This window comes from Photobacterium sp. SKA34 (genome assembly GCF_000153325.1).
Classification (GTDB): Bacteria; Pseudomonadota; Gammaproteobacteria; order Enterobacterales; family Vibrionaceae; genus Photobacterium.
Map to the genome: position 1 here is coordinate 143,346 of NZ_CH724141.1, position 24,730 is coordinate 168,075.

Consider the following 24,730-nt stretch of genomic DNA (forward strand, 5'->3'; position numbering starts at 1 on the left):
CAGACCCCATTGATCATTCAGGTTCCATGTCATTTTAGCGGCAAGATCAATAGCTTGTTGTTTGATCTTATTGTTTTCAAACTTAGCTTCACCTAACCATGTATAACCCGTTTCAATAGCAAACCAAGGCGTAAAGTTGTAACCCGTAAATACACCAGTGGCTACATCATCTTTATTAAGATTAATGCCTGTTATATCTTGATAGTTTTGTTGAAAATTTGAATAGTGAGCACCACCTAGTCGTGCACCAATATAAAAAGGATTAACAGTAGCTGCGGATACAGCGCTTGATACAACTAATGCAAACGGTAGTAATGCGATATATTTTTTAGACATGTGAAATTCTTATTATTGTTCAATTATCACTCAAACATACCCCTGAGGGATAAATGTTTTCCGTCGAGAATAATATTCCATATTTATAATTTCAACTAGGTTATTCATAGATAAATTAGTTCATAAAGATAATTTTAATATTCTTTATTCAATACAAAGCAAAGAAGGTTAATAAATAGTAATCGCAATACCTATTTCATTAGCAAGTTGTTGCAATTGTTCATCCGAATCTAACTTTATAGACCAATTAATACCGCTTCCAACAGCACTAACAACATTGGCACCAGAAATAAGTGTTAGCTCATCAACTTGTGATTGAAGATTAATTCTACAATTACCTTCAATTCTCACTACAACTTCTCGTTGGGTCGCGATAATTCGACCTTGTTCAAAATTTATTATCATTGGTTATTTATTTCTTCTTATTATTAATGACGGCCATTGTTAATCGGCTAGTACAAATTAATCGCTGTCTTTCATCTTTTATTTCAATTTGCCAAACTTGTGTCGTTGCGCCTAAATGAAGAGCACTAGCACGACCCGTTACAATCCCCTCTCTTATCGCACGAATATGATTTGCGTTAATATCTAAGCCAACACAATACTTTTCATGATCAACACACAAATTAGCTGCTAATGACCCTAATGTTTCAGCCAAAACGACTGAGGCTCCACCATGTAACATACCTAGTGGTTGGTGTGTTCTATGATCAACAGGCATTGTTGCTGAGAGTGAATCTTCGTCAAAAGCTGAATAGGTAATACCCAAATGTTTAATTAATGTATTTTCTGAGGTTTTATTAAGGCTCGCTAAGCTAAACTCTCTTTTCCAAATAGTCATTCCACTCTCATATCATTAAACTACGATAACGTATTAGTTTAACATTGATTTTAAATTTTATTACAGACATAAAAAAAGCGCCTTTCGGCGCTTTATTCATTATTACAAACTATGTAATAAATTACTGCTCAACAGTTACTGTAGAACCAGCTTCTTGAACGATCTCGTAACCAGATGCAGTTACATCTACACGACGGTTGTCAGTACGACCAGCTTCAGTTTTGTTGCTAGCTACTGGGTTAAGCTCACCACGACCTTCAGCACGTACACGGCTGCTGTCTAGGTTGTATTCATTCATTAGGAATGTAGCAACTTTCTGAGCACGCTCTTCTGAAAGCTTCTGGTTGTAAGCTTCAGCACCCTTGCTGTCAGTGTGACCAACAACAACTAGCTCTGTTTCTGGGTTGTCTTGAAGACGCTTAGCAATTGGTGCTAGACGCTCTTTGTCTGCATGAGTGATTTTGTAGCTGTCAAATGCAAATGGGATAGAAACAGTTACAGGCTCAACTTGTACTGTTGTCGCTTCAACAACTTCTTCAACTACTGGTGCAACTACTGGTGCAGGAGCGCCCCAACCGTAAACTAGGCTAACGCCGTAGTAGTTAGCATCCCAGTTAAACTTAGTGTCTGTACCAGTAGGCTTAGTTTCCATGTTGTGGTAGTACTGGTATTCAGCACGAGCAGATAGGTTGTCAGTGAAGTGATACTCAGCACCCAGACCTGCAGTTGCAATTAGGCTGTCATCACGATCAGAACCTACGCCTTCAACTTTAGCGCGAGTGAACTGCCATGCACCACCGACTTTAGTGTATAGATCAACTTTATCAGTTGCTTGGTAAGTAAACTTACCTACAAGGTCGATAGCTTGTTGCTCAACTTTACCTAAATTGTGGTGCTCGTCGCCTTTAAGAGTAGCTTCGCCTAGCCAAGTGTAACCACCTTCAATTGCGAACCATGGTGTTACATTGTAACCCATGAATAAACCTGCAGCGAAATCATCACGATCGATAGCGTTACGGTTCTGAAGCTCTTGATCATAAGTACCATTCGCGTAGTTCTTAGAATCAAAGTCAGAGTAATGAACGCCACCAGCACGAACGCCAGCGTAGAATGGGTTAACAGTTGCTGCGTTTACTGCACCAGAAATTAGAAGTGCAAGAGGTAAAATCGCAAAACGTGCTTTAGACATATTTATTATCCTTTATTTTATTAATGTTGCCACTACAATTGCTTTTTTAGATGCTTAAACTCACAAATCCAAACCTAGTTTTTGTTTTTGCGAATCACCTCAAAAAAACAGGGTTTAATTTACCAAACATAAAAACAAAAAGCTATAATAAAAATATTTTTCGTAACATTTAAAAATTTTAAATAACTGTATTTAAAATACTCATAAACATTACACAAAAAAAAGCGCCTGTATAAAGGTAAATCAACGTCACATTTTTATAACATAATTTATCATGTTCATAATTATGTAATTTTACTTTTCCGTTATTGACTCAGCTTATATATATACTTTTTATTCATATTTATGCTTAATTAATCAATGCGCTTATTTTGTGAGCCAAAACATATGAATGACTGTTCTAACTTTTGATCTAACTTTATATTTCTCTCGTAACTGTAACCTTGTAAAATACGCTTGGCTTAACATGCTAAATAAAAGCCATACAAATAATAACGTTATAACTACTATTGAATTTCACATTTAAGCCTAATCATTATGAATATTTCAGAACACCGCTCATCAGAAGGCATTCGCCATTCAACTGTTGGTATTATTGGTGGAGGGGTTGCAGGTGCTACAATTGCACTTCGTCTTGCTGAACTTGGAATTTCAATAAACCTTTTCGAAGAAGGTATAAGTCTCGTTAACGGCCCCCCTATCTGTCATCTTCATGCGGGTGGCAATTTGTATCGTGAGATTTCCAATCAACAGTGCCTCAACTTATTAGAGCAATCGATTGATACGCTTAGAGTGTTTAAACATACTGCAAACATTCGCCCTACTGTTATCGCAGTGCCAATTGACGATAAGGGCTCGGCATTAGATTTAATACCTCGCCTAGATTTACTGAAAACCACTTATGAGCAATTGGTAAAACGAGATAATAAAAATAAAGTATTGGGTGAGCCTAGTGATTACTTCACTTTGTATTCTAAGCAAGATATAGAAAAGTTAAGACAATTAGATAATCCAACACACCCGATCACACCTAATGATTGGATGATCCCTGTTGCTAAATCTCTTCAATTAGATCAATTCAAATACCCTATTGTCATAGTACAAGAGTATGGTTTAAGTGTATTTCGAATTGCAGCAACCGCATCTCTAGCACTTAACCAGATGGAAAACTGCCAAGTATTACTTTCGAGTAAGGTATGTGAGGTTGAATATGACCAAGTAACTCAGCGATGGGTAATCACTTATCGAACTCAGGATAATCATAAGCAGCAATGTACTGTTGATTTCTTAATTAATGCTTGTGGCTATCGTTCTGGCACAATCGATGACCTGGCTCATACTCCACGAGAGCGGATGGTTGAATTTAAAGCCGCTTATGTAACGCGCTGGAAAGAATGTAAGGGGCACTGGCCAGAAGTGATTATTCATGGTGAGCGTGGAACACCCAAAGGTATGGCTCAACTGACGCCTTACCCTAACGGCTACTTCCAATTACATGGAATGACGAAAGACATTACTTTATTTGAAAATGGGTTAGTAACCTCTGATCATTCCTCTGCACAACCAAAGCTTAATGACGCTTTTAAAGAAAAGTTAAACCGTCAATGGTCTGAAGGGGAAGTGATTGAGCGTACAGAAAAAGCGATCAAACATGTCGCACAATATGTTAATACATTTAAAAGTGCTGTTATAGGCGGAAAACCATTATTTGGCGCTCAGCAAATTCCAGGGGCTGATGCAACGCTTCGTGCTGCAGATATATCCTTCTCTGGTGACAATTATGCTCGTTCTGAAATTGTAAAAGCATCATCAGCACTATCAGCAGCAGATGCTATTGTGAGTGAGCTCATCACTAAAGGAATAATCACTTCGCCTAATAATGATAACGTAAATACAAGAGAGCAGCTTTTTTCAACAACCTTGCAGTTAGATAAACAAGATATACTTGCCAAGGCAGAAAAAATTGCCGTTCAACGTGGTTTTCCTGCGTCACTAGCTCAACCTATAGGCTAATCACTAATTATAAAAAGCCGCAATGTCTAATTTTAACAGTGTCACTTCATCACTATAAGAAATTAGACATTGCGGCTTTTTTGAAGCTATTCCCAGCACTAAAATAGAACCCTGATGAAGGTTAACTCATTTACGCATTAATTTTCTTATTAAGGGTAGCTAACGACTGCTTTAACTGGCTTTCTTGTGCTTTAAAAGTATTAAGCTTCTTCTGAAGAGCTTCATAATTATCACAGTCTTTCTGTGATACCCAGTTCCAACTATTACCGGATTTAAACTCAGCACATGCTTTTTTTGCTTTTTTTATCTCAGGATTTAGTGTCGCCATTTGCTTTTGAACTTCAGCTAAATCATGCTGTACTTTTGATTTTTGTTCAAACAACACATTTGAATTATCAATCACTTCTTTTTGTTGTTTGGCTTTAGTTTTTAATGCGACTACTTCTTTATTGAGTTTCTTTTTTGTCACGACTAGTTTTTTGGTTGTCTCTTGCTGTTTTTGAATAGTAACCAATTGCTCCGTTAATTGCTTAAGCTGATCTTTTTGTTTGTCTAACTGCAAATTCAGTGCATCTAGCTTTTGATTAGAACTCTCAACCAGTAACGCTTTCTCATCTGTTAACTGTTTAACAGATAACTTTTCTTTATTAAGTTCATCAACCACTGACTGATAGTCACTTTTTAATGTACTATATGCCGTTGAAACAGGCACATTATTGTAATGCTGAATACCTGCGCCCAATGCACCGCCAGTTAATAACCCAATAAGTAACGATAATTTCCAATTAAGTTTTGTAGTTTTTCCTGTAGTACTACTCGACATATTTTTTTCTCCTAAACGTACAAGCAACAGCACATTTTTAATTTTTGTTATTATCTAAATGCGTAATTTAACACTTAATATGTAACCAATTGTCATTTATATAGCAAGGTTTAGAACAACTTCACTTCATGAGCTTTAATCAAAGACCTTCTTTTTAAATCTAGATTGCTGTCTCAGAAATAATAATGTGTATCACAAATAATAGATTTTGGTGTTAGCTACATTTTGATTGCCATAAGCACTAGTGTTTAAAGTAAGAATAAAAAGTTTTACTCGATTTACACTGATGTATGTCTATATGGTGCTTACTATGATTACACCACTACTTTTTCTCACAGTCTCTGCCTTTTCAACGCCTCTGCTTGAGAATTCAGTTTATATTCAAAACAACTCCGCTTGTACGTTACGTATAAAAGAAGAACGATATCAAGATAAGATTGTTTTGGCATTATCCTCTAATTACCATAAAAATTTTGACATAAAAATATATCATTTCAATGATTTGTCCGCACCATCTAGAGGTAAGTTAACTCAAGAACCTATCTTTAATAAAACTAAAGCAGATATAAAATACTTAGTCGATCATAACCTTTTTAAACGTATTGATAGTAATAATGTCATCTACAGCACGACTATCGCTAATGATAATGTCAGCCCAAGATTGTTCATCGATACTTTTCGCTCTCACGGCAACCGTTCACGTATTTATATAGACGGACTTGAACAACCTCTTTCTTTTGTTGCCGATCATAAACAAGCACAAGCTTTCTATAATTGTACGGATAGCTTTACAACAAAGGCTAATGTATTGGCTAATAAAACGACGTCACTTTCGGTATTTAACAACAACTAAATACGTTTAATACACATAAAATTGTTAATACTTGTATCATCTCGAAGAAAATTTAGAGTGACAGCACAACATTTTAATATGAAACCATATTAATATTTTCCATTCCTACAAGCGTCTAATACCTTATTATAACTGATTATAATTTGGAGGTTAGGCAATGATAAATATACTGACTGCTGATGAAATTTCCTCAAAAAAACATCTTAATTATATAAATAAACCTCTCTCACCTATCGCAGCATTAGTTATGCTCACACTTTCCTTTCCTGCGCAATCAAAGCCTGAACTAATGAGAGCTAAGGCATTAAATTTACAGCACCTTAATGAAAAAAACAGTGTTGTTGATAATGTAGAATTCCCTGTCAGTGAATACCTTGTTAGTGAGAAGCTTGATGGAATTAGAGCTTATTGGAATGGTACTCGACTTACGACAAAATCTGGTAAACAAATCCATGCTCCACATTGGTTTATAAAAAACCTACCCGCAATAGCGCTTGATGGGGAACTATGGCTACAACGTGGTAAATTCCAAGCTCTGACTCAAATCGTCATGGATCGCGTCCCTAATGAAGAGGCATGGCGTAGCGTCAAGTATATGGTGTTTGATTTACCTGCATCAGATTTACCTTTTAAACAGCGCTACAACACCTTAGTCAAACTTATCGAAACTCACAGTACAGTTCCAAACAACGTACTTTATCTGGTAGAACATAAACGTATCAACGAAATCAGTATTCTTATGCAATGGCTTGATATTATCGTTAATAACCATGGCGAAGGCTTAATGCTTCAACATATTAATAACCATTATGTAACAGGAAGAACAAATAAGTTATTAAAAATCAAACAACACCAAGATGCTGAAGCGATTGTCATTGCTTACGAAAAAGGAAATGGTAAATATCAGGGATTAATGGGATCTGTTTGGGTAAAAACAGCCAATGATAAAACCTTTAAAATAGGCACAGGCTTTACCGAACAACAACGCAAAAACCCTCCTCCTGTTGGCACCACAATTCAGTTTCGTTACAACGGGTATACCGATCGAGGTATTCCACGGTTTGCGCGTTTTAGCAGAATAAGACTATCGCCAGATACGTAACAAGATAAACAATCAGTAATCACATCAATAATAAGCATAATTGACTACTGAATATAGATAAGAGCTCTCTTTCCCAACAATTTCTCTGTATTGTTTTGTTTACTGTTATATCAACGATAAAGGTCAAGCAAGTTGCTGTCTATTCGTTACACTTAAATTATCCAGTTCAAGCCGTTATAACAATTCACCTCTTAGCAGAAGATCAATAAAGAAGTGATAAAACACAAGGAGCTTGGGATGAATATACAGACACAACCCATGCATCGTTATATAGATCACCGTGGTAATTTAATCGCCTCTCTTCCTGAGTGGGCTAATGATAAATTACTACAGCAATTTTACCGCGATATGGTTTTAGTTCGTCATTATGATAAAAAAGCGATTGCCTTACAAAGAACTGGAAAGTTAGGTACTTACCCCTCACATCTTGGCTCAGAAGCTATTGGCATCGCAATTGGTTCTGCAATGCAATCAACCGATGTGCTCGCGCCTTATTACCGCGATATGCCCACATTATGGGCACGTGGTATAAGTATGTTGCAGAACTTACAATACTGGGGCGGCGATGAATTAGGTAGCAATTTCCCCTCAAGATCCCCCGATATTTCACATAATGACGATATGCCATTTTGCGTGCCAATCTCAACACAATGCACTCATGCTGTAGGTATAGCGGCTGCAATGAAAATCAAAGGATTACACAGAGTAACTGTTGCTACTTGTGGAGACGGGGCAACCTCAAAAGGTGATTTCTTAGAATCACTCAATTGCGCGGGTGTATGGAATATCCCCTTAGTGTTTGTAATAAACAATAATCAGTGGGCGATCTCTGTACCGCTTCATTTGCAATGTCATGCCGAACACTTAGTCGATAAAGCCAAAGGCGCAGGAATAAAAGGTATCATGGTTGATGGCAATGATATTGTTGCCATGTACGATGCCCTTCTACAAAGTTTGGATCAGGCACGAAAAGGCAAAGGTGCCACATTAATAGAGGCGGTAAGTTATCGCCTTTGTGATCATACGACTGCTGACGACGCCTCTCGTTATCGTGACGATGAAGAAGTCAAACAAGCATGGCAGTACGATCCTATTGCTCGATTAAAAACCTATTTAATTAATCAAAATTTATGGTCAGAAGTAGAAGAGTCACAATGGCTAGACATTTGCTATCAGCGTATTAACCAAGCTGTTGATCAATATCTTGCTCTCACTGTACAAGCGCCAGAGTCAGCATTCGATTATCTTTACGAGAAAGCCGATCCCGACCTTCACTCTCAGCGCGACGAGCTAATCAATAAAGCGATGCGAATGGAGAAGCAAAATTCAGGAGGGAATAATGGCTGACATTACATTAATAGAAGCAGTTAACCTCGCCCTTCACTATGAAATGCAACACGATCCTAATGTCGTTATTTTGGGTGAAGATATTGCTGAAAATGGTGGCGTTTTTCGCGCAACACTCGGTTTAAAGCAAGCTTTTGGTTGTAAACGTGTTATTGATACCCCATTAGCAGAGTCGTTAATCGCTGGTGTCACTGTCGGCATGGCATCACAGGGGCTCCGCCCTATTGCTGAATTTCAATTTCAAGGCTTTATATTTCCAGCTATGGAGCATCTAGTATGTCATGCAGCAAGGCTAAGAAATCGCACTCGAGGTCGCTTAACCTGCCCTGCTGTTTTTAGAGCCCCTTTTGGAGGTGGTATTCATGCACCAGAACATCACTCTGAAAGTATCGAAGCAATGTTTGCCCACATTCCGGGCTTAAAAGTTGTAATTCCCTCTTCACCTCAACGTGCTTATGGATTATTGCTCGCCGCGATTCGCAGTAACGATCCGATCTTATTTTTTGAACCTAAACGTATTTACCGAACCGTTAAATCACATGTCGAAAATAACGGTCTCGCTTTACCCCTTGATCAATGTTTTACGTTAAGAAAAGGAACAGATATCACCCTCGTTACTTGGGGGGCTTGTGTGGTCGAATCACTCCAAGCTGCTGAGACCTTATCTCAACATGGCATAGAACTTGATGTTATTGACTTAGCTAGTATCAAACCTATCGATATGGCTACGATTTCTGCATCACTTGAAAAAACAGGCCGCTTATTAGTGGTACATGAGGCAGCAAAAACCTGCGGTGTTGGTGCAGAGATCATTACAAGAGTGGCAGAAAGCGCAATGTTCTTACTGAAAGCGCCACCTAAACGCCTAACAGGATTTGATACCATCATGCCTTATTATCGTAATGAAGATTATTTTATGATCCAACACGATGACATAGTAAATGCCGCTCGTGAGCTCATGGAGGGTTGGCAATGAAAGCATTCACATTACCCGATCTTGGTGAAGGTCTGGCTGAATCAGAAATTGTGCAATGGCATATCAATATTGGCGATACCGTGAAAACCGATCAAGTGGTCGTCACTGTAGAGACAGCAAAAGCAACGGTTGATGTTCCTGCACCTTATAGTGGAAAAATTGTGCATCGTTATGGCAACGAAGGCGATGTTATTAATATTGGACAATGCTTGCTAGAAATTGATGAATTACTCACGAATACTACAGGCGTGCAGCCGGAGAAAATCAGCACATGCTCTGCAAGTAACACATCCTCTTCTACTACTGTTGTTGGAAACATCTCCCAACTGGATAAACATGTTGATGTTGATCCTATTTATGATGATGTCAATCAAACCGTTAATTTACATTCTATCGCTAATCAACATCATCCATTAATTGCGACCCCTTCAGCGCGGTTATTAGCAAATAAATTAGGCGTCAATATTAAAGAAATCACAGGTTCTGGGAGTAAACACTTAATTATTGATAATGATATCTATCTTGCTTATCAACAACAGGTACCAGGGACTGAAATCTTAAAAGGATCGCGCCGCAATATGGCAAAAAATATGACGCGATCGCACCATGATGTCGCTTCAGTCACTATTACTGAAGAAGCACATTTATATTACTGGCAAAAAAATGACGACATAACGGTCAATCTAGTAAAAGCCATCAATAACGCCTGCCATATAGAACCAGCGCTTAATGCATGGTTTGATGCGGACACAATGACAAGGTGTTTACATAAAACCGTTAATATTGGTATTGCTGTAGATAGCAGTCATGGCCTTTATGTACCTGTGTTACATCATGCAGAACAATATCATCAGGAAGGTATCCGACGTTGGATTGATCGTAGCGCTGCCAGTATTCGCAGCCGAAAAATAGATCGTCATCAGTTACAAAAAGCAACCATAACACTTTCTAACTACGGTGCTATTGCCGGTATTTATGCCACTCCAGTTGTGACACCGCCACAAGTTGCCATTATTGGTGCTGGGCGGATCATGGATAAAGTGATTATGGAAGGTGAACGAGTAAAAACCATAAAAGTACTACCTCTTTCTATTACCTTTGATCATAGGGCATGTACGGGGGGAGAAGCCGCGCGATTTATTAAGGCACTAGTCAATAGCTTAGAGAGTCCACCTTGTGACAACATTGAATCATCGTAGCGTGATAACAATTGCTTGGAATAGAGTTACTAACATATTGTTACATCAAACAATAACAATATATTGCATAGCATAAACAACAGCTTATGATAGTAGTTATCTCTCATTTTGCAGTTATATAAAAACTATGCGCTTTCCATTTTTTACAGCAAGTATCATCACACTTCTCTTTTCAAGCTCACTGATGGCAATGCCTGATGGTGATGCCACCAAGGGTGAAATAAAAACGCCGAGCTGTCGTTTTTGTCACGGCAGCAATGGCATTGCACCACGCCCAGATTACCCAAACCTAAAAGGTCAAAATGCCGAGTATTTGTATAACTCAATGCAAGCATATTTAGATGGCAGTCGTACTGGCGGTATGTCATCAATGATGAAAGCCCAACTTAAAAATTTATCAGATCAAGATATCGCCGATATCTCTGAATACTATTCACAGATGAAATAATCGCGCTCAAAGTCAGTCGCCCTTCAATCTTAGTAGAACGACTGACTACTTATTAATCATACAAATCAAATGCCACGTTTTATAGCGGAAAAAATATTATAGGCAGACTATCTTTGTGGTAAGTTGAGGTTAAAGCCTATAATGAGAAACTAAAAATGAAAATCTTCAGTAACTTTGAAAGTGGAAGTATTAACGTTGTTAAAGCTGATAGCAAAGACGACATTCAGTTAAGTATTCCTAACGATAATAACTCTGAACTTCATCAATGGTTCCACTTCCGTTTAGAAACAGAAGCTCAACAACCGCATAACTTTACAATCCTTGAACTGGCAAACTCAGCCTACCCTGAAGGCTGGAAAAGCTATGATGTTGTTGCTTCTTACGATCGTGAAGAATGGTTCCGCATCCCAGCAGAATTTGACGGCGACAAATTAACCTTCAGCGTGATCCCAGAAAATGGATCAATGTATTTTGCTTACTTTGCACCTTACAGCTATGACCGCCATCAAGATCTTCTTCATCTTGCACAAAGTCACTACAACTGCCGTTTAGAAACATTAGGCCATACACTTGATAACCGAGATATGAGTCTATTAGTTATTGGTGATGAATCAACCGCCGAAAACAAAAAGAAAGTATGGGTTATTGCACGTCAACATCCAGGCGAAACAATGGCAGAATGGTTTGCTGAAGGTCTTGTTCAACGCTTACTAGATGAAACCGATACCGTAGGTCGTGCTTTACTTGAAAAAGCCGTTTTCTACGTTGTGCCTAACATGAACCCAGATGGTAGTGCGCGCGGTCACCTTCGCCTAAATGCAATTGGTGTAAATCTTAACCGTGAATGGCAAACGCCATCACTAGAAAACAGCCCAGAAGTTTTCTACGTGCGTGAGAAGATGTTTGAAACAGGTATGGATCTCTTCCTTGATATTCATGGTGATGAAGCGATTCCTTATAACTTCGTTGCAGGTTCAGAAGGGATTCCATCTTATGATACTCGCTTAGAAAATCTTGAAAATATGTTCAAGCAGGCACTGCTAACAATTACACCAGAGTTCCAAGATGAACATGGTTACGATAAAGATAAGCCAGGTGAAGCGAACCTAACAGTAGGCTCTAACTGGGTAGCAGAAGAATTTAAATGTCTTTCTTACACTATTGAAATGCCATTTAAAGATCACAACAACCAACCAGACAGCTTATACGGTTGGTCACCAGAGCGAAGTGTGGCATTTGGTAGTGACACACTCGCAGCAGTTTTAGTTGTTATGGATAAACTAAGATAATTAGTTTTATTAAATCACAAACCTATGGCCACATCTTCGTGGCCATTTTTATGTAATCTCAATTTATAAGATCTGCATACATCCACTTAGTCAAAATATATTTAGATTCGTCTCTCATTTGAATTAATTAAAATAAGTAGGTATTTAAAATATACTTAACATGGTGTTTATTTACTATTTTTTTGGATTAAAATCACATAATTACGTATTAAACAACCCTATTTAAATAAATATTGTCTTTCTTGGTATCAAGATGAGATTTATTTGTAAACATAACCTCAGAAAAATAGATTAGTTTTTTTATGAGTTTTAGATCAATTTTTAATAAACATTAATAAATAAAATACGCCATGAAATAAATTAAAGGAAATCTACTATGGCGATAAAAAAAACAGCTTTAAGTGCAAGTATATTTTTAGCACTGTCAACAGCAACACTTGTTCCTGTTGCTAATGCAACATCTAACCTAAAAGCAACCAATACAAATGTTGCCTTTTCTGATGTTGAAGTATCCGAGTACACAACAACAAATAAACCGAATATTATCGTCCTCATGGTTGATGATTTAGGCTACGGCCAAATGGATTTTGATAAGCGAAGCTTTGATAAAACATACCTGAAAGAAAAAAAAAGTGTCGATACTTACAAAATAAGTGCTGAAAAAGCGATCGAGGCAGCTCAAAAATCCACACCAACATTAAAAAAATTAATTGGTGAGGGCGTTAAATTAACCAATGGTTATGTTGCACACGGTGTATCGGGCCCTTCAAGAGCGGCAATGATGACTGGTCGCGCTCCTGCTCGGTTTGGTGTTTACTCAAATACAGATGCTCAAGATGGTATCCCACTGGATGAAACATTCTTACCAACCTTATTCCAACATCATGGTTATTACACGGCATTAATTGGTAAGTGGCACGCATCTAAAATTAATAATGTTTCCGTTGCCGCAGATAAACAAACCCGTGACTATCATGATAATTATATCACTTATTCAGGTGAAGCATGGCAACCTCAAAACCGTGGTTTTGATTATTTCATGGGATACCATGCCTCAGGTGTTGCTTATTACAACTCACCATCTTTATTTAAAAACCGCGAGCGTATTAAAGCGAAAGGTTACAGTACCGATCAATTTACTGATGAAGCCATCGGTGTTGTGAATCGTGCTAAAACAATTAATGAACCTTTCATGTTGCACCTTGCTTACAATGCACCTCACCTCCCTAATGACGCTCCTGCTCCAAATCAATACCAAGATAAATTTGATACTGGAAGTGCAACAGCTAATAATTTCTATGCCTCAGTATACGCCGTAGACCAAGGTGTTAAACGCTTATTAGAGCAACTTAAGAAAAACGGACAATACGATAATACCTTAATTTTATTTACCTCAGATAACGGTGCCGTTATTGATGGACCACAACCACTTAATGGAGATCAAAAAGGGTATAAATCTCAGACATTTGCAGGGGGCACTCATACCCCAATGTTTGCTTGGTGGCATGGTCGTTTACACAAGGGTGGGAAAGAATTTAACAAGTTGATTTCCGCTATGGACTTCTACCCTACAGCGCTCGATGCTGCTGGTATAAAACTACCTGATAATCTTGACGGTGTATCATTACTGCCTTATCTAAAAGGTAATAATAAGGGAAATCCACACAAATATCTTGCTTGGGTGACCGCATTCTCACATTGGTTTGATGAGGAGAATTTACCCTTCTGGAATGGATACCATAAATATGTACGTAGCGAATCAAATGACTACCCAGAAAATCCAAATACCGAAGATTTAAGTGAGTTTTCATGGACTGTACGTAACAACGAATACGCACTTATTTACACCTATGAAAATAAAGCCACATCATTATACGATATAAATGATCTACGCCAAGAGCATAACCTTGCTAAGCAACATCCAGATATTGTTAAGAAAATGAAAACTGAACTTATCGAGTTTACTAAAGAGAATAAACGACCAATAAGCAAAATTAATCAATCTAAATATGATCATATTATGACGTCGATTAACAGCTAAAACTATACTGGGCATGATATGTGCCCAGTTTCCCCAATATAGCAAAAGGCATCCCATGCACATCACCGCAAAGCCAACTAGTTTCAGCTGTAATTTAAAATGTGATTACTGTTTTTATTTAGAAAAAGAGACTTTTTTTGAACCACAGCAATCAAATCATATGGATATACAGAAACTTGAATTATTCATTCGTCACTATATTCAATCTTCACCAAATGATGTTTATTTTACATGGCAAGGAGGTGAACCTACACTTGCTGGCCTGCCATTTTTTGAAAAAGTCATCGAATTACAGAAGCAATATGCTCATGGAAAAACAATTCACAATGCTATACAAACAAATGGAATACTTATTAATAAAAAATGGTGTGAATTTTTAAAAGATCATCAATTTCTTGTGGGAATTTCAATAGATGGACCCGAGCATTTACATGATATATACCGAGTGACTAAAAGTGGTAAAGGTAGTTTTGCTAAGGTATTAAGGGCAATTGAACTACTTAAACAACATGACATTGCTTTTAACACTCTTACTGTCATTAATAATATAAATGTACACTATCCACTTGAGACTTACAGCTTTTTAAAAACACTGGGAACCAAGCATATTCAATTTATTGAATTACTTGAAACGGACACATTTACAGAAGCTGCTATTCCAGTATGGTTAGTTGATCAGAAACGCCCTTCAAATGTATGTGAGTTTTCGACACCACCTAAAGAGTTTGGCAACTTCATGGCTTCAATATTTCGAGAGTGGGTTAGTCATGATGTAGGTAAGATCTACATTCGTCAATTTGAGTCATTTTTTAACTGTTTTATAGGTGCAGGACACACAAGCTGTATTTTCCAGCCAACTTGTGGTGATAACCTTGTTATTGAAGCCAATGGTGATATTTACGAATGTGATCACTATGTTTATCCAACCTACAAATTAGAAAATATTAAAAATGGAATAAAACAATTACATGGACAACAAGTCGCAAAAGCAAAGGAATTACTTCCCGACGATTGCAAACAATGTGATTATTTAAGCATTTGTAATGGAGGCTGCCCCAAACACCGTATAAATACGGGGATTAATAATAAGAAATCGTATTTTTGCCAAGGCTATAAGATTTTATTTAAAGAAATGGTTCCTTATATGAATGCAATGTCTACATTATTTGAATATGATCAGCCAATAACAAATATAATGCCTTTAGTTAAGAAAATTGGCTTTCAAAATTAATATTATATGTAATTACCATTTAAAATTAGGCATATACTCTATCTTCGGATATTTAACTGCAAAACCCAAAATAGCGGCGCCAACAAGAGCAGAAATTTGACCTTGTTGGCTACATTTTATATCAATAACAGTAAAATTAAATGAGTGCCTTTTTATAATTTCAATGGTGCGAGGTAAAAAAATCTCTGCAAACTCAACCATACAGCCATATATGATTATTTTTTCTGGGTTCGTTATCGTCATATGATTTAAAATCGCTAACGCTAAATAGTCAGATATTTCATCAATTAATGAACGTGCAATGAAGTCTTCTTTTTTAGAACGTTCAAATATACACTTTGCTTTTAATTTTTCACCTGTCAACTGTGCATATTTATACACGAGATAACTTAGTGAACAACTTGATTCAAAAGCTCCTGCTTCATTATTCCAATTAATATTCAGTTGATCACGTGAAACGAGCATAAATCCTATTTCACCTGCAGCATTATTCTTTCCACGAACAAGCCGTCCTTCGACTAAAGATGCAGACCCTACTCCTGCTCCTAAGCATAAAACCAAGATATTATTAACTTGATTAAAACTATTAATATAGAGCTCACCAACTAATGCTGAACGAACATTATTTTCAACGACTGTTGGGATCGACAAATGTTTAGATATCATTTTAGATAAATTGAAACCCTCCCACTGGGGAAGGTTACATGAGCCTTTCAAAATAAAGCCTAATTCATGGTCGACAATGCCTGCAGTCGCGATACTTATCATACTACACTGGGAAATAGTAAGATGAGATTCAATTATTAGTAGCCGGATATCTTCAACTAGACATTGAATAAAATCATCTCTATCTTGGCAGTTGTACGTTAAGATTGTTTTTTTTATGACCAGATCAAGTGATAGTGAAAAAATAGCTAATCTAATTTTATTACCACCAAGATCAATTGAGATAATATGATCATGTTGACCATTTATAGATAAAACCGTTTGATTACGGCGACTACCTTTAGTTTCTATTAAAAGCCTATCATCAATGAGTTTTGCTACTATTTTTGAAACTGTCGGCTTACTCAATAAAGAATATTGAGATATTTGAGACCGTGTATTTGCGATTCCTTGTAAAATTATATTATAGATTAAAAAACTATTTTCACCTTGTATCACACTACATCCAGCCCTATTATATCTATCGCTGTAAAGTTATCATTGATAATTGAGTCAAGACTACTGTCAGATCAATAAAGTAGCTTATTCGACTCTCTATTTTGCTAACATCGGATAAGTAAAGAAAATCAAATGCACCAAATTAAACATAAAGTGTAGTAATACAGCTACCCATAAACGCCCTGTCAGGTAGAAAGCTAAGCCGTAACATAAACCGGCAAGACCTGCGAACACAACTAACAACATGCCACCAGCAATATGTGCAAATCCAAAAAGTAAGCTAGCAACTACAAGCCCAATTACCCAACCGAAACGCTTTGATAAACCTTGTTGAATAAAGCCGCGAAAGAGTGCCTCTTCTGCTACACAAGTAAACAATAAGTTGTTTAATGCAAATAACCACAACCAATGTGGCATCGAAAAAGAAAACTTTAACGCCCCTAAACCCGCAGCAATAGGTAATAACGACAAACATCCCATAATAACTAAAACAAGCGCTTTAACGTTGCATGTTTTGTTACTGCCTAACAATAACGGACAAGCCAGTAACAAACCGAAGAAAACCAATGGTTTATCCAGATTTAAATACATAGTAAACGGTGTGCTATCAAGGCTAGCGTACACCTTATCTAATACTTGTAGATTATCAAAACCGGGAATCACGTGAGCAAAAAGCGCTAAAGACCAAATCAACATGAAGGTTAATCCAGCATAATGCCACTTCCCTTCTTGCTTTGCGGTGAAATACGCCACCAAAAAACCAATGACAATACCATCAATAGCAATGATTGATAAACGTTCTTGAAATACAGCAGCGAGCAAACCTAAAGTAACTAATACGGCAGTCAATAATGTTTTACGATAAAATCCACTAATGACAGCACAAGCTAGTAAGCCCCATATCCAAACTGTTGGTTCCATTTACCATTTCCATTCATAATAAGAGTTATTAACATATAAATTATCAGAAAATATATCATACCCTGAAGAAATATTTGCTAACATCATAATTTGAAAAGAAAATTAATATATTTTGATTTATTATTCGGTCATCGCCTCTGTACCGTTCACCAATCGAGATCAATAATCAATGGCTAAAAGTAAACCTATTGTACACCTACACTCATATGGCATTTTCACGACTTGGGATGCAGACTCAAAAAAGCTTCCTAAGATCAATGAGTTTACCTTAGACATTCCTGCTGAAATTGATATTGAATTTGGCTTTACCGTTAATATAAAAAAAGCCAAAGGCGAGAAGGTTCGTTACTGCATTTACCACCCAAACATCACGAATGACGACGGTGAAGTCTTAGAACCATTCGATGGTTATGTTTATGTTCGTAATAATGATTGGGACTTTTACCTTGGCGATACGATTTGGGCTCCCATCAGTAATAAAGTTGGCCCGTGGCGTATGACATTAGAAATGAATAACAACATAATTGCGGATAAAACATTCAATGTTTTCAATCATGATGAAGGACAATTCTGGAAACGTCGCGGCTGTTAATCATTTTTGAAATACTATCGTTTCATTATTGAAATCTTAGCTTGCTTCCTAGTAACCTATTTTGAAACAAAGTTGTCACATAGTCACTTTAACTTAGTCAGCAAATAACTAAGCCCCTAAAGGATGCACATGACTAAGTCACTTCTTGCACTTTCATTAATTTTAAGTTCTGCGGCAGTATCTACATCAGCTATGGCTGCAGAACATATTGCCGTATCAGGTTCAACTTCTGTTACAGAGGTAATGGAAGTGTTAGGTGAAACCTACCATAAGAGCCACCCTGACGTATTTATTGACATCAACGGGTACTGGTTCAACTGCAGGCATTAAGTCTTCAATCGAAGGTGTTAATGATTTGGGTATGGCTTCACGTAACCTATCAGCTGAAGAGAAAAAAGCAGGATTGGTTGAAACTGAAATTGCTCGTGACGGTATTGCTGTAGTTGTTAACCCAGAAAACCCGGTTAACAGCCTAACAAAATCGCAAATCGAGAAATTATTTAAAGGCGATGTTACCCAGTGGTCTCAAGTCGGTGGTAATAGTGACCCAGTAGTTGTGACAACACGTGAAAATGGTTCTGGTACTCGAGGTGCGTTTGAAGAGTTAATGGAGCTAACCACAAAAATTAACGGTGTAAAAGTGTCATCTATCAGTCAACGAGCACAAGTTGCGAGCGGTAATGGTATTGAAAAAACAGTCGTTGCCAATAATAAAGATGCGATAGGTTTTGTATCACTGGGTTCAATTGATAACTCGTTAAAAGCTGTTGAGGTAGACGGTCACAAAGCTTCTGTTGCTGATGTGATGAATAAGACATACCCACTTTCACGTCCTTTCTTGGTACTAAACCAACCGGGTAAACTAAAACCTGCGGCTAAAGAGTTCCTAGCTTGGATCATGTCGCCAGAAGGGCAAAAAATCATTAAAGATAAAGGTTATATTTCAATGTCTTAATATATTTAAAAAATCCACACTCCTTCTGTGGTAATGAATGAACTTTCCTCCCAGAGTACGCCAGTACTTTGGGTTGAAATGTCCTCTCCTGCTTTATTTACTTCCCCGTCTCATCCTATTCTTATCTACTTTTAACGAAAAGCTTACCCAAACCTTGTCATGTTTCTGCTAGTGTAAAAAACACAATTCGATTAAAATCAAAACAGTATATCGATAAATTAATGATTTAGTTATCAAGGATAAAAGGAAGAAATAATGGGTCTTTTTAATGCACTGTTAGGCAACGCTGGTGAAATGAGCATCGCTGATGCGACTGAGGAGCTATCAACCATCCTAGGTCCAAACGAGAATATTGAACTCGCATATAAACTTGTTCGCGATATGATCATTTTAACGGACTACCGCCTGATCCTTATTGATAAACAAGGTATCACGGGTAAAAAAGTAGAGTACCGCTCTATCGCTTACAAATCGATCACCATGTATGCCGTAGAAACAAAAGGCCACTTCGATTTAGATGCAGAGTTAAAATTATGGGTTTCAGGTCAACATGAACCAATGACTCTTGAGTTCAATGGCAAAACCAACGTCTACGCAATGCAAGGATTGCTCGCGGCAAAAGTAGCTGGTAAATAACAAAACATAAGTAATAAAGCCTGCGCTAATCAAGAAAGATGCAGGCTTTATTATTAATTATCGTGATACGCTAACTAAGGCATCTGCCAAGTGGTCGATATGCTGCTCTTGTAAACCGGCAATATTAATTCGCCCATCACCTACCGCATAAATACCATACTTCTTACGTACCGTTAAAATCTGCTCAGGCGTTAAGCCAGTTACAGAGAACATACCTTTATGCTGTTCAATAAAATCAAATTGCTCACTACCACGTTGACGTATTGCTTGTGTTAACCCTTGGCGTAACGTCAAAATGCGGCTATGCATGGTATATAATTCATCTTTCCAGATAGTTGTCAGTTGTTGATCATTTAAAATATCAGCAACTAATGCCGCGCCATGATCTGGTGGCATGGTATAACTTGAACGCGCTAAAGTAAGAACACGTCCTTTCGCTTTTTGTGCTTCTTGCTGACTATTACTAATAATAATCGCAGCACCCGTTCGTTCACGGTACAAACCAAAGTTCTTTGAACAAGAAGTCGCTACAACCATCTCTTCTATATTGTCAGCCATGTACTTAAGGCCAGCGCCATCTTGTTCTAAGCCATCTCCAAAACCAAGATATGCCATATCGACAAACGGCATAAAGCCATTTTTGTTTGCCAATGCCGTAATCGCTTGCCAATCAGCAAATGTAATATCAGCACCTGTCGGGTTATGGCAGCAACCATGTAATAGCACAACATCTTTTGGACCTGCTTTGGCAATCTCTTTGAGCATTGCATCGCTATTAACTTGCTTAGTTTCAGGCTCAAAATATGGGTAATACTTCACCTTTAAACCTGCCGCTTCCATCACAGGTTTATGGTTAACATAACTCGGATTGGTTAACCAAACAGTAGTATCAGGTTGAGCAACTTGAATAAGATCAGCAAGCATACGTAACGCACCACTCGCACCCGGAGTTTGCACTGCTGCAGCGCGAGAATGTGCCGATGTATCTGAGAGTAAAAGATCCATCATAGACTGATTAAATACTTCGCTACCCGCTAAACTCACGTATGATTTTGTTGTTTGTGTTTTAATTAAACGTTGCTCAGCAAGTTGAACTGCTTGCATGATCGGTGTTTCACCAAGACTATTGCGGTAAACACCGACACCTAAATCTATTTTGTTGTCACGCGGATCTTCTCGATATGCGATCGATAGGGAAAGAATAGGATCTAATTGGGCTGGAGAGAGAGATTTAAACATCTAATTAATTCCATTTATATAACAATGAAATTAAGTTATCACTTCATTTAATTAACGTCATTAGAAATAATAGAATCAAACATTAATTAATTGATTAAGCATCATAACTTAATCAATTATCGTATGCGTTCACCTGCTTAGTCTAACATTTGGCTAGTTAAGTAACGCTTTCAACGAAGGAAATTCTTCAGTTATGTGTTACAAACGCCCAGTTTGCTCTTTTATTAAATATAAAAAAAGATCAATATTTCACGCTAATTCCGTTTTCATTAGTACTTCATGATCAGCATTTTCACAATATTGTCTCTCAGATGATAAGTTCGCGTAAAAACTAGTAGCAACTGAGCCATTTGTTATTGACGGTCGCCGCTTTGAGGTTAATCCTCTTATGCACCTTGATTTCCTCATGATTGACTTTACTTAAAAAGAAATCGGTAACAATAGTTTGGCAGCACACAACTACCTAAACCTACGGATTTACGAGTTATGCTTTTATGTAACAGGTAGTACTTACACTAAGGGCTTCCTAACTTCTTTATCAGCAAAGAATACGAAAAAACTACTCATTTATACGCAGATAGCCGTGGCTCTAATCAAGACGAATAGAATACTGTAGGTTCTGTTTACATTCTTCTTTCAGCGGTAATTACTCACTTCCTACGTAATGAAAATCGCTTCAATAAGTATTGAAATAATCTTCGTAATGTATTCACAAGTCTTCTAAGTAAAATTATTGATGAAGCAAATAAAAAAAAGCGCATACTGCTGCTAAAAAAGAATACAGACGCCAATATTTGAGACTTGCGTACTTTTATATTCGATGAAAGGGATTAATATGTCGATTAATTATCGCCGACTTTTTGCTATCGATGGTTAATTAATTACAACCTGATAACAATTTTATTGGTTCTTTTTGGAAATACGTCATGAATAAAAAAGCAATTGGCGCGACTCTTCTTATTTCTGGCACAATGCTTGGCGCAGGAATGCTTGCACTTCCTCTCATCTCTGCGGGCTTAGGTATATGTAATGCAATAATTTTATTAACCGTTTTATGGGCGGTAATGACTTATACCGGGTTAATGTTATTAGAAGTATGTCTTAACTATCCAACTGGTACAGGGTTTGAAGCTATTGCTTATAATCTGTTTGGTAAGCCTGGGAAATGGGTCATACACATATCATTATTATTGCTTCTTTATGCTTTATCTTGTGCCTATATTGCAGGTGCATCCTCTATTTATAAAAGTGATTTAATCAATTATTTTCATATTTTTATCCCTTCTCATATCATTGCTATTGTATTTACTTTGGTAATTTCAACCATTGTATTTATTAGTACTAAAGCTGTTGATATAGCGAACCGAGTATTATTTAGCACTAACATTGGTATATTTTTCGTTCTTGTTGTTACTATTATCCCATTTCTACATGGTCATTATTTAATCAACACCCACGATTCATCTAAATATGCCTTTGCTGCTATTCCAGTTTTTATTACTGCATTTGGTTTTCATGGCAGTGTGCCAAGCATGGTGAAATATATTGGCCGTGAAAACCCTAAAACATTACGAAATATATTTATTGCAGGTGGTTTAATCCCTCTCGTAGTTTATATTGTTTGGGAAATAACCATGCTCGGCTCTTTACCTCGATTTGGTGACCATAGTTTTCAATATATTGCACAGCATGGATCAAATGTTGGGGTAATGCTTCAACAAATGCAGATATTCATTCAAGAAAAGAGCATAATTTATCTAATTGGTGCTTTCTCATCCATCGCAATGTTCACTTCTTATCTATGTGTTTCATTGGGACTATTTGATTCATTGGCAAGTACCTTTAAACATGGTAATAATACCAAAGATAGACTAACTACTGCTGTACTATGCTACTTGCCACCTTTGGTTTTCACTCTTGTGTACCCTAATGGCTTTGTTCCTGCTTTAGGTGCTGCAGCAATTTTCTTGACTATATTAGCGATTCTGTTTCCTGTTCTTGCCCTTCGAAAACTTCGTGGTAAACAACATCAAATTGAATATAATGTTGCAACAAATAATATCGCATTATTTGTTGTGGGGTTAATTGGCCTACAAGTCATAATAAACCAGATACTGACATTGAATAATGCCGTACCTATTTTTAATTAAACGTAAATAAATGATTATTGGAGAACACATGAATCATTTGAATTTAATTCAAGAGCTTAAAGATCGCGGTCTGATCGCTCAAATTACGGATGAGGAAGCTTTAAGCGAACGTTTAGCAAAAGGTCCGATTACATTATATTGCGGCTTTGATCCAACGGCGGATAGTTTACACCTAGGTCATCTGGTTCCTCTACTTTGTCTTAAACGCTTCCAAGAAGCGGGTCATAATCCAGTAGCTTTGGTTGGCGGCGCTACTGGTATGATTGGAGATCCAAGCTTCAAAGCGGCTGAGCGTTCACTTAACACTTTAGATACTGTTTCAGGCTGGGTGACGAAAATCCAACGTCAAGTTTCTCCTTTCTTGGATTTTGACAACCCAACAAACCCCGCTCGTATGGTAAATAACCATGACTGGTTCGGTAATATGGATGTTCTTACATTCTTACGTGATATTGGTAAACACTTCTCTGTAAACCAAATGATCAGCAAAGAATCTGTTAAGCAACGAATTAACCGTGATGAAGTAGGTATCTCTTTTACTGAGTTCGCATACAGCTTGCTACAGTCTTACGACTTCGCAAGTATGAACAAAGAAATGGGTATGGAACTACAAATTGGTGGTTCTGATCAATGGGGTAACATCACTGCGGGTATCGACCTTACTCGCCGTATGAACCAACAGCAAGTGTTCGGTATGACAGTACCGCTAATCACGAAATCTGACGGTACTAAATTTGGTAAAACTGAAGGTGGTGCGGTTTGGTTAGATCCATCGAAAACAAGCCCATACAAGTTCTACCAATTCTGGATGAACACTGCAGATGCTGACGTATATCGTTTCTTATGCTTTTTCACTTTCCTTTCTGAAGAAGAAATTCAACAGATCGAAGATACAGATCGTAACAGTGGCAAAGCACCTGAAGCACAACGTATTCTTGCAGAGCAAGCAACGCGTTTAGTTCACGGTCAAGAGCAATTAGAAGCGGCACAGAACATCACTCGCTGCTTATTTGAAAACGATTTAGCGCACTTATCTGAATCTGATTTTGCTCAACTTGCACAAGATGGCATGCCAAGTGCTGAAGCTGAGAATGGCGATGATTTACAACAAGTATTAGTCAAGTCAGGTCTTGCTAGTTCTCGTAGTCAAGCAAAAACGCACATTAGCTCAAATGCAATCATGGTTAATGGCGAGAAATTAGGTGAACCATTCTATGAGTTTACAGACGCTGACAAACTATTTGGTCGCTACACCTTGATTCGCCGTGGTAAAAAGAACTATAGCCTAATCGTTTGGGGCTAATAAGTAATTAAGTTAGCTGATACCATCAGCTAACTTATCGATTTATGCCAAATAAGCGTTATGTAGATTCACAATCGGTTCG

Annotated in this window: 22 protein-coding genes and 1 pseudogene; 15 read left to right on the forward strand and 8 right to left on the reverse strand. The window is 37.4% G+C overall.

Features of this window, described 5'->3' with window-relative positions:
* The 4 genes from SKA34_RS02010 to SKA34_RS02025 form a co-directional block, all read right to left on the reverse strand.
* The coding region (locus tag SKA34_RS02010) for an outer membrane beta-barrel protein (RefSeq protein ID WP_006643823.1) at nucleotides 1–336 on the reverse strand (336 nt) is incomplete at its 3' end.
* Nucleotides 337–504: 168 nt separating this feature from the next.
* On the reverse strand, nucleotides 505–741 hold the full coding sequence (locus SKA34_RS02015) for a DUF3389 domain-containing protein (protein ID WP_006643824.1): 237 nt from the start codon (nucleotides 739–741) through the stop codon (nucleotides 505–507).
* A 7-nt stretch (nucleotides 742–748) separates the two neighbouring features.
* Nucleotides 749–1,177 carry a hotdog fold thioesterase gene (locus tag SKA34_RS02020; protein WP_006643825.1) on the reverse strand — a complete coding sequence of 143 codons (429 nt, stop codon included), beginning with the start codon at nucleotides 1,175–1,177 and terminating at the stop codon, nucleotides 749–751.
* 121 nt (nucleotides 1,178–1,298) lie between these two features.
* On the reverse strand, nucleotides 1,299–2,366 hold the full coding sequence (locus SKA34_RS02025; protein ID WP_006643826.1) for an OmpA family protein: 1,068 nt from the start codon (nucleotides 2,364–2,366) through the stop codon (nucleotides 1,299–1,301).
* A gap of 537 nt (nucleotides 2,367–2,903) precedes the next feature.
* Here SKA34_RS02025 and SKA34_RS02030 point away from each other — a divergent pair.
* On the forward strand, nucleotides 2,904–4,379 hold the full coding sequence (locus tag SKA34_RS02030; protein WP_006643827.1) for an FAD-dependent oxidoreductase: 1,476 nt from the start codon (nucleotides 2,904–2,906) through the stop codon (nucleotides 4,377–4,379).
* A 130-nt stretch (nucleotides 4,380–4,509) separates the two neighbouring features.
* Here SKA34_RS02030 and SKA34_RS02035 read toward each other — a convergent pair whose 3' ends face one another.
* The gene (locus SKA34_RS02035; protein WP_006643828.1) at nucleotides 4,510–5,202 is read right to left on the reverse strand and encodes a hypothetical protein; all 693 of its coding nucleotides are present in this window, start codon (nucleotides 5,200–5,202) and stop codon (nucleotides 4,510–4,512) included.
* A 310-nt stretch (nucleotides 5,203–5,512) separates the two neighbouring features.
* On the opposite strand from SKA34_RS02035, the gene SKA34_RS02040 reads away from it, so the two are divergent.
* The 9 genes from SKA34_RS02040 to SKA34_RS02080 all read left to right on the forward strand — a co-directional run bounded on the left by SKA34_RS02040 (nucleotide 5,513) and on the right by SKA34_RS02080 (nucleotide 15,688).
* The gene (locus SKA34_RS02040) at nucleotides 5,513–6,055 is read left to right on the forward strand and encodes a hypothetical protein (RefSeq protein ID WP_006643829.1); all 543 of its coding nucleotides are present in this window, start codon (nucleotides 5,513–5,515) and stop codon (nucleotides 6,053–6,055) included.
* A gap of 157 nt (nucleotides 6,056–6,212) precedes the next feature.
* A complete protein-coding gene (locus SKA34_RS02045) occupies nucleotides 6,213–7,157 on the forward strand; it encodes a DNA ligase (protein ID WP_006643830.1) in 945 nt (314 codons plus the stop codon).
* A 237-nt stretch (nucleotides 7,158–7,394) separates the two neighbouring features.
* A complete protein-coding gene (gene pdhA / locus SKA34_RS02050) occupies nucleotides 7,395–8,504 on the forward strand; it encodes a pyruvate dehydrogenase (acetyl-transferring) E1 component subunit alpha (RefSeq protein WP_006643831.1) in 1,110 nt (369 codons plus the stop codon).
* Nucleotides 8,497–9,480: an alpha-ketoacid dehydrogenase subunit beta gene (locus SKA34_RS02055; RefSeq protein WP_006643832.1), complete on the forward strand. Its 984-nt coding sequence runs from the start codon at nucleotides 8,497–8,499 to the stop codon at nucleotides 9,478–9,480. The genes pdhA and SKA34_RS02055 overlap by 8 nt, the downstream gene beginning before the upstream one ends.
* Nucleotides 9,477–10,679 (forward strand): dihydrolipoamide acetyltransferase family protein, encoded by a 1,203-nt coding sequence (locus SKA34_RS02060; protein ID WP_006643833.1) that lies wholly within the window; start codon nucleotides 9,477–9,479, stop codon nucleotides 10,677–10,679. Before SKA34_RS02055 ends, SKA34_RS02060 begins: the two co-directional genes overlap by 4 nt.
* A 127-nt stretch (nucleotides 10,680–10,806) precedes the next feature.
* Nucleotides 10,807–11,127, forward strand: coding sequence for a cytochrome c (locus tag SKA34_RS02065; protein WP_006643834.1), 321 nt, complete (start codon nucleotides 10,807–10,809; stop codon nucleotides 11,125–11,127).
* 155 nt (nucleotides 11,128–11,282) lie between these two features.
* A complete protein-coding gene (locus tag SKA34_RS02070) occupies nucleotides 11,283–12,416 on the forward strand; it encodes a M14-type cytosolic carboxypeptidase (protein WP_006643835.1) in 1,134 nt (377 codons plus the stop codon).
* A 376-nt stretch (nucleotides 12,417–12,792) separates the two neighbouring features.
* Nucleotides 12,793–14,457 (forward strand): sulfatase-like hydrolase/transferase, encoded by a 1,665-nt coding sequence (locus SKA34_RS02075; RefSeq protein WP_006643836.1) that lies wholly within the window; start codon nucleotides 12,793–12,795, stop codon nucleotides 14,455–14,457.
* A 55-nt stretch (nucleotides 14,458–14,512) separates the two neighbouring features.
* Nucleotides 14,513–15,688: an anaerobic sulfatase maturase gene (locus SKA34_RS02080; RefSeq protein WP_006643837.1), complete on the forward strand. Its 1,176-nt coding sequence runs from the start codon at nucleotides 14,513–14,515 to the stop codon at nucleotides 15,686–15,688.
* A gap of 12 nt (nucleotides 15,689–15,700) precedes the next feature.
* On the opposite strand, the gene SKA34_RS02085 is transcribed toward SKA34_RS02080, so the two are convergent.
* Nucleotides 15,701–16,852, reverse strand: a complete 1,152-nt coding sequence (locus SKA34_RS02085; RefSeq protein ID WP_006643838.1) for an ROK family transcriptional regulator — start codon at nucleotides 16,850–16,852, stop codon at nucleotides 15,701–15,703.
* A 96-nt stretch (nucleotides 16,853–16,948) separates the two neighbouring features.
* Entirely contained in the window at nucleotides 16,949–17,773 is an 825-nt protein-coding gene (locus SKA34_RS02090; RefSeq protein WP_006643839.1) for a CPBP family intramembrane glutamic endopeptidase, read from the reverse strand.
* A gap of 169 nt (nucleotides 17,774–17,942) precedes the next feature.
* Between SKA34_RS02090 and SKA34_RS02095 the strand changes: the two genes are divergently transcribed.
* The 3 genes and pseudogenes from SKA34_RS02095 to SKA34_RS02105 all read left to right on the forward strand — a co-directional run bounded on the left by SKA34_RS02095 (nucleotide 17,943) and on the right by SKA34_RS02105 (nucleotide 19,956).
* On the forward strand, nucleotides 17,943–18,365 hold the full coding sequence (locus tag SKA34_RS02095; protein WP_006643840.1) for a DUF3859 domain-containing protein: 423 nt from the start codon (nucleotides 17,943–17,945) through the stop codon (nucleotides 18,363–18,365).
* A 129-nt stretch (nucleotides 18,366–18,494) separates the two neighbouring features.
* Nucleotides 18,495–19,320, forward strand: a pseudogene (locus SKA34_RS02100) (phosphate ABC transporter substrate-binding protein).
* A gap of 255 nt (nucleotides 19,321–19,575) precedes the next feature.
* A complete protein-coding gene (locus SKA34_RS02105; protein WP_006643843.1) occupies nucleotides 19,576–19,956 on the forward strand; it encodes a PH domain-containing protein in 381 nt (126 codons plus the stop codon).
* A 57-nt stretch (nucleotides 19,957–20,013) separates the two neighbouring features.
* Here SKA34_RS02105 and SKA34_RS02110 read toward each other — a convergent pair whose 3' ends face one another.
* Entirely contained in the window at nucleotides 20,014–21,195 is a 1,182-nt protein-coding gene (locus SKA34_RS02110) for an amino acid aminotransferase (protein WP_006643844.1), read from the reverse strand.
* A gap of 926 nt (nucleotides 21,196–22,121) precedes the next feature.
* Here SKA34_RS02110 and SKA34_RS02115 point away from each other — a divergent pair.
* A complete protein-coding gene (locus SKA34_RS02115) occupies nucleotides 22,122–23,345 on the forward strand; it encodes an amino acid permease (RefSeq protein ID WP_006643845.1) in 1,224 nt (407 codons plus the stop codon).
* 28 nt (nucleotides 23,346–23,373) lie between these two features.
* Entirely contained in the window at nucleotides 23,374–24,648 is a 1,275-nt protein-coding gene (gene tyrS / locus SKA34_RS02120) for a tyrosine--tRNA ligase (protein ID WP_006643846.1), read from the forward strand.
* Nucleotides 24,649–24,730 lie beyond the last annotated feature (82 nt).

What these genes read in the sequence shown, in the direction of transcription:
- SKA34_RS02015 (WP_006643824.1), bottom strand. Translation starts at nt 741, where the DNA reads ATGATAATAAATTTTGAACAAGGTCGAATTATCGCGACCCAACGAGAA.
- SKA34_RS02020 (WP_006643825.1), bottom strand. Translation starts at nt 1,177, where the DNA reads ATGACTATTTGGAAAAGAGAGTTTAGCTTAGCGAGCCTTAATAAAACC.
- SKA34_RS02025 (WP_006643826.1), bottom strand. Translation starts at nt 2,366, where the DNA reads ATGTCTAAAGCACGTTTTGCGATTTTACCTCTTGCACTTCTAATTTCT.
- SKA34_RS02030 (WP_006643827.1), top strand. Translation starts at nt 2,904, where the DNA reads ATGAATATTTCAGAACACCGCTCATCAGAAGGCATTCGCCATTCAACT.
- SKA34_RS02035 (WP_006643828.1), bottom strand. Translation starts at nt 5,202, where the DNA reads ATGTCGAGTAGTACTACAGGAAAAACTACAAAACTTAATTGGAAATTA.
- SKA34_RS02040 (WP_006643829.1), top strand. Translation starts at nt 5,513, where the DNA reads ATGATTACACCACTACTTTTTCTCACAGTCTCTGCCTTTTCAACGCCT.
- SKA34_RS02045 (WP_006643830.1), top strand. Translation starts at nt 6,213, where the DNA reads ATGATAAATATACTGACTGCTGATGAAATTTCCTCAAAAAAACATCTT.
- pdhA (WP_006643831.1), top strand. Translation starts at nt 7,395, where the DNA reads ATGAATATACAGACACAACCCATGCATCGTTATATAGATCACCGTGGT.
- SKA34_RS02055 (WP_006643832.1), top strand. Translation starts at nt 8,497, where the DNA reads ATGGCTGACATTACATTAATAGAAGCAGTTAACCTCGCCCTTCACTAT.
- SKA34_RS02060 (WP_006643833.1), top strand. Translation starts at nt 9,477, where the DNA reads ATGAAAGCATTCACATTACCCGATCTTGGTGAAGGTCTGGCTGAATCA.
- SKA34_RS02065 (WP_006643834.1), top strand. Translation starts at nt 10,807, where the DNA reads ATGCGCTTTCCATTTTTTACAGCAAGTATCATCACACTTCTCTTTTCA.
- SKA34_RS02070 (WP_006643835.1), top strand. Translation starts at nt 11,283, where the DNA reads ATGAAAATCTTCAGTAACTTTGAAAGTGGAAGTATTAACGTTGTTAAA.
- SKA34_RS02075 (WP_006643836.1), top strand. Translation starts at nt 12,793, where the DNA reads ATGGCGATAAAAAAAACAGCTTTAAGTGCAAGTATATTTTTAGCACTG.
- SKA34_RS02080 (WP_006643837.1), top strand. Translation starts at nt 14,513, where the DNA reads ATGCACATCACCGCAAAGCCAACTAGTTTCAGCTGTAATTTAAAATGT.
- SKA34_RS02090 (WP_006643839.1), bottom strand. Translation starts at nt 17,773, where the DNA reads ATGGAACCAACAGTTTGGATATGGGGCTTACTAGCTTGTGCTGTCATT.
- SKA34_RS02095 (WP_006643840.1), top strand. Translation starts at nt 17,943, where the DNA reads ATGGCTAAAAGTAAACCTATTGTACACCTACACTCATATGGCATTTTC.
- SKA34_RS02105 (WP_006643843.1), top strand. Translation starts at nt 19,576, where the DNA reads ATGGGTCTTTTTAATGCACTGTTAGGCAACGCTGGTGAAATGAGCATC.
- SKA34_RS02110 (WP_006643844.1), bottom strand. Translation starts at nt 21,195, where the DNA reads ATGTTTAAATCTCTCTCTCCAGCCCAATTAGATCCTATTCTTTCCCTA.
- SKA34_RS02115 (WP_006643845.1), top strand. Translation starts at nt 22,122, where the DNA reads ATGAATAAAAAAGCAATTGGCGCGACTCTTCTTATTTCTGGCACAATG.
- tyrS (WP_006643846.1), top strand. Translation starts at nt 23,374, where the DNA reads ATGAATCATTTGAATTTAATTCAAGAGCTTAAAGATCGCGGTCTGATC.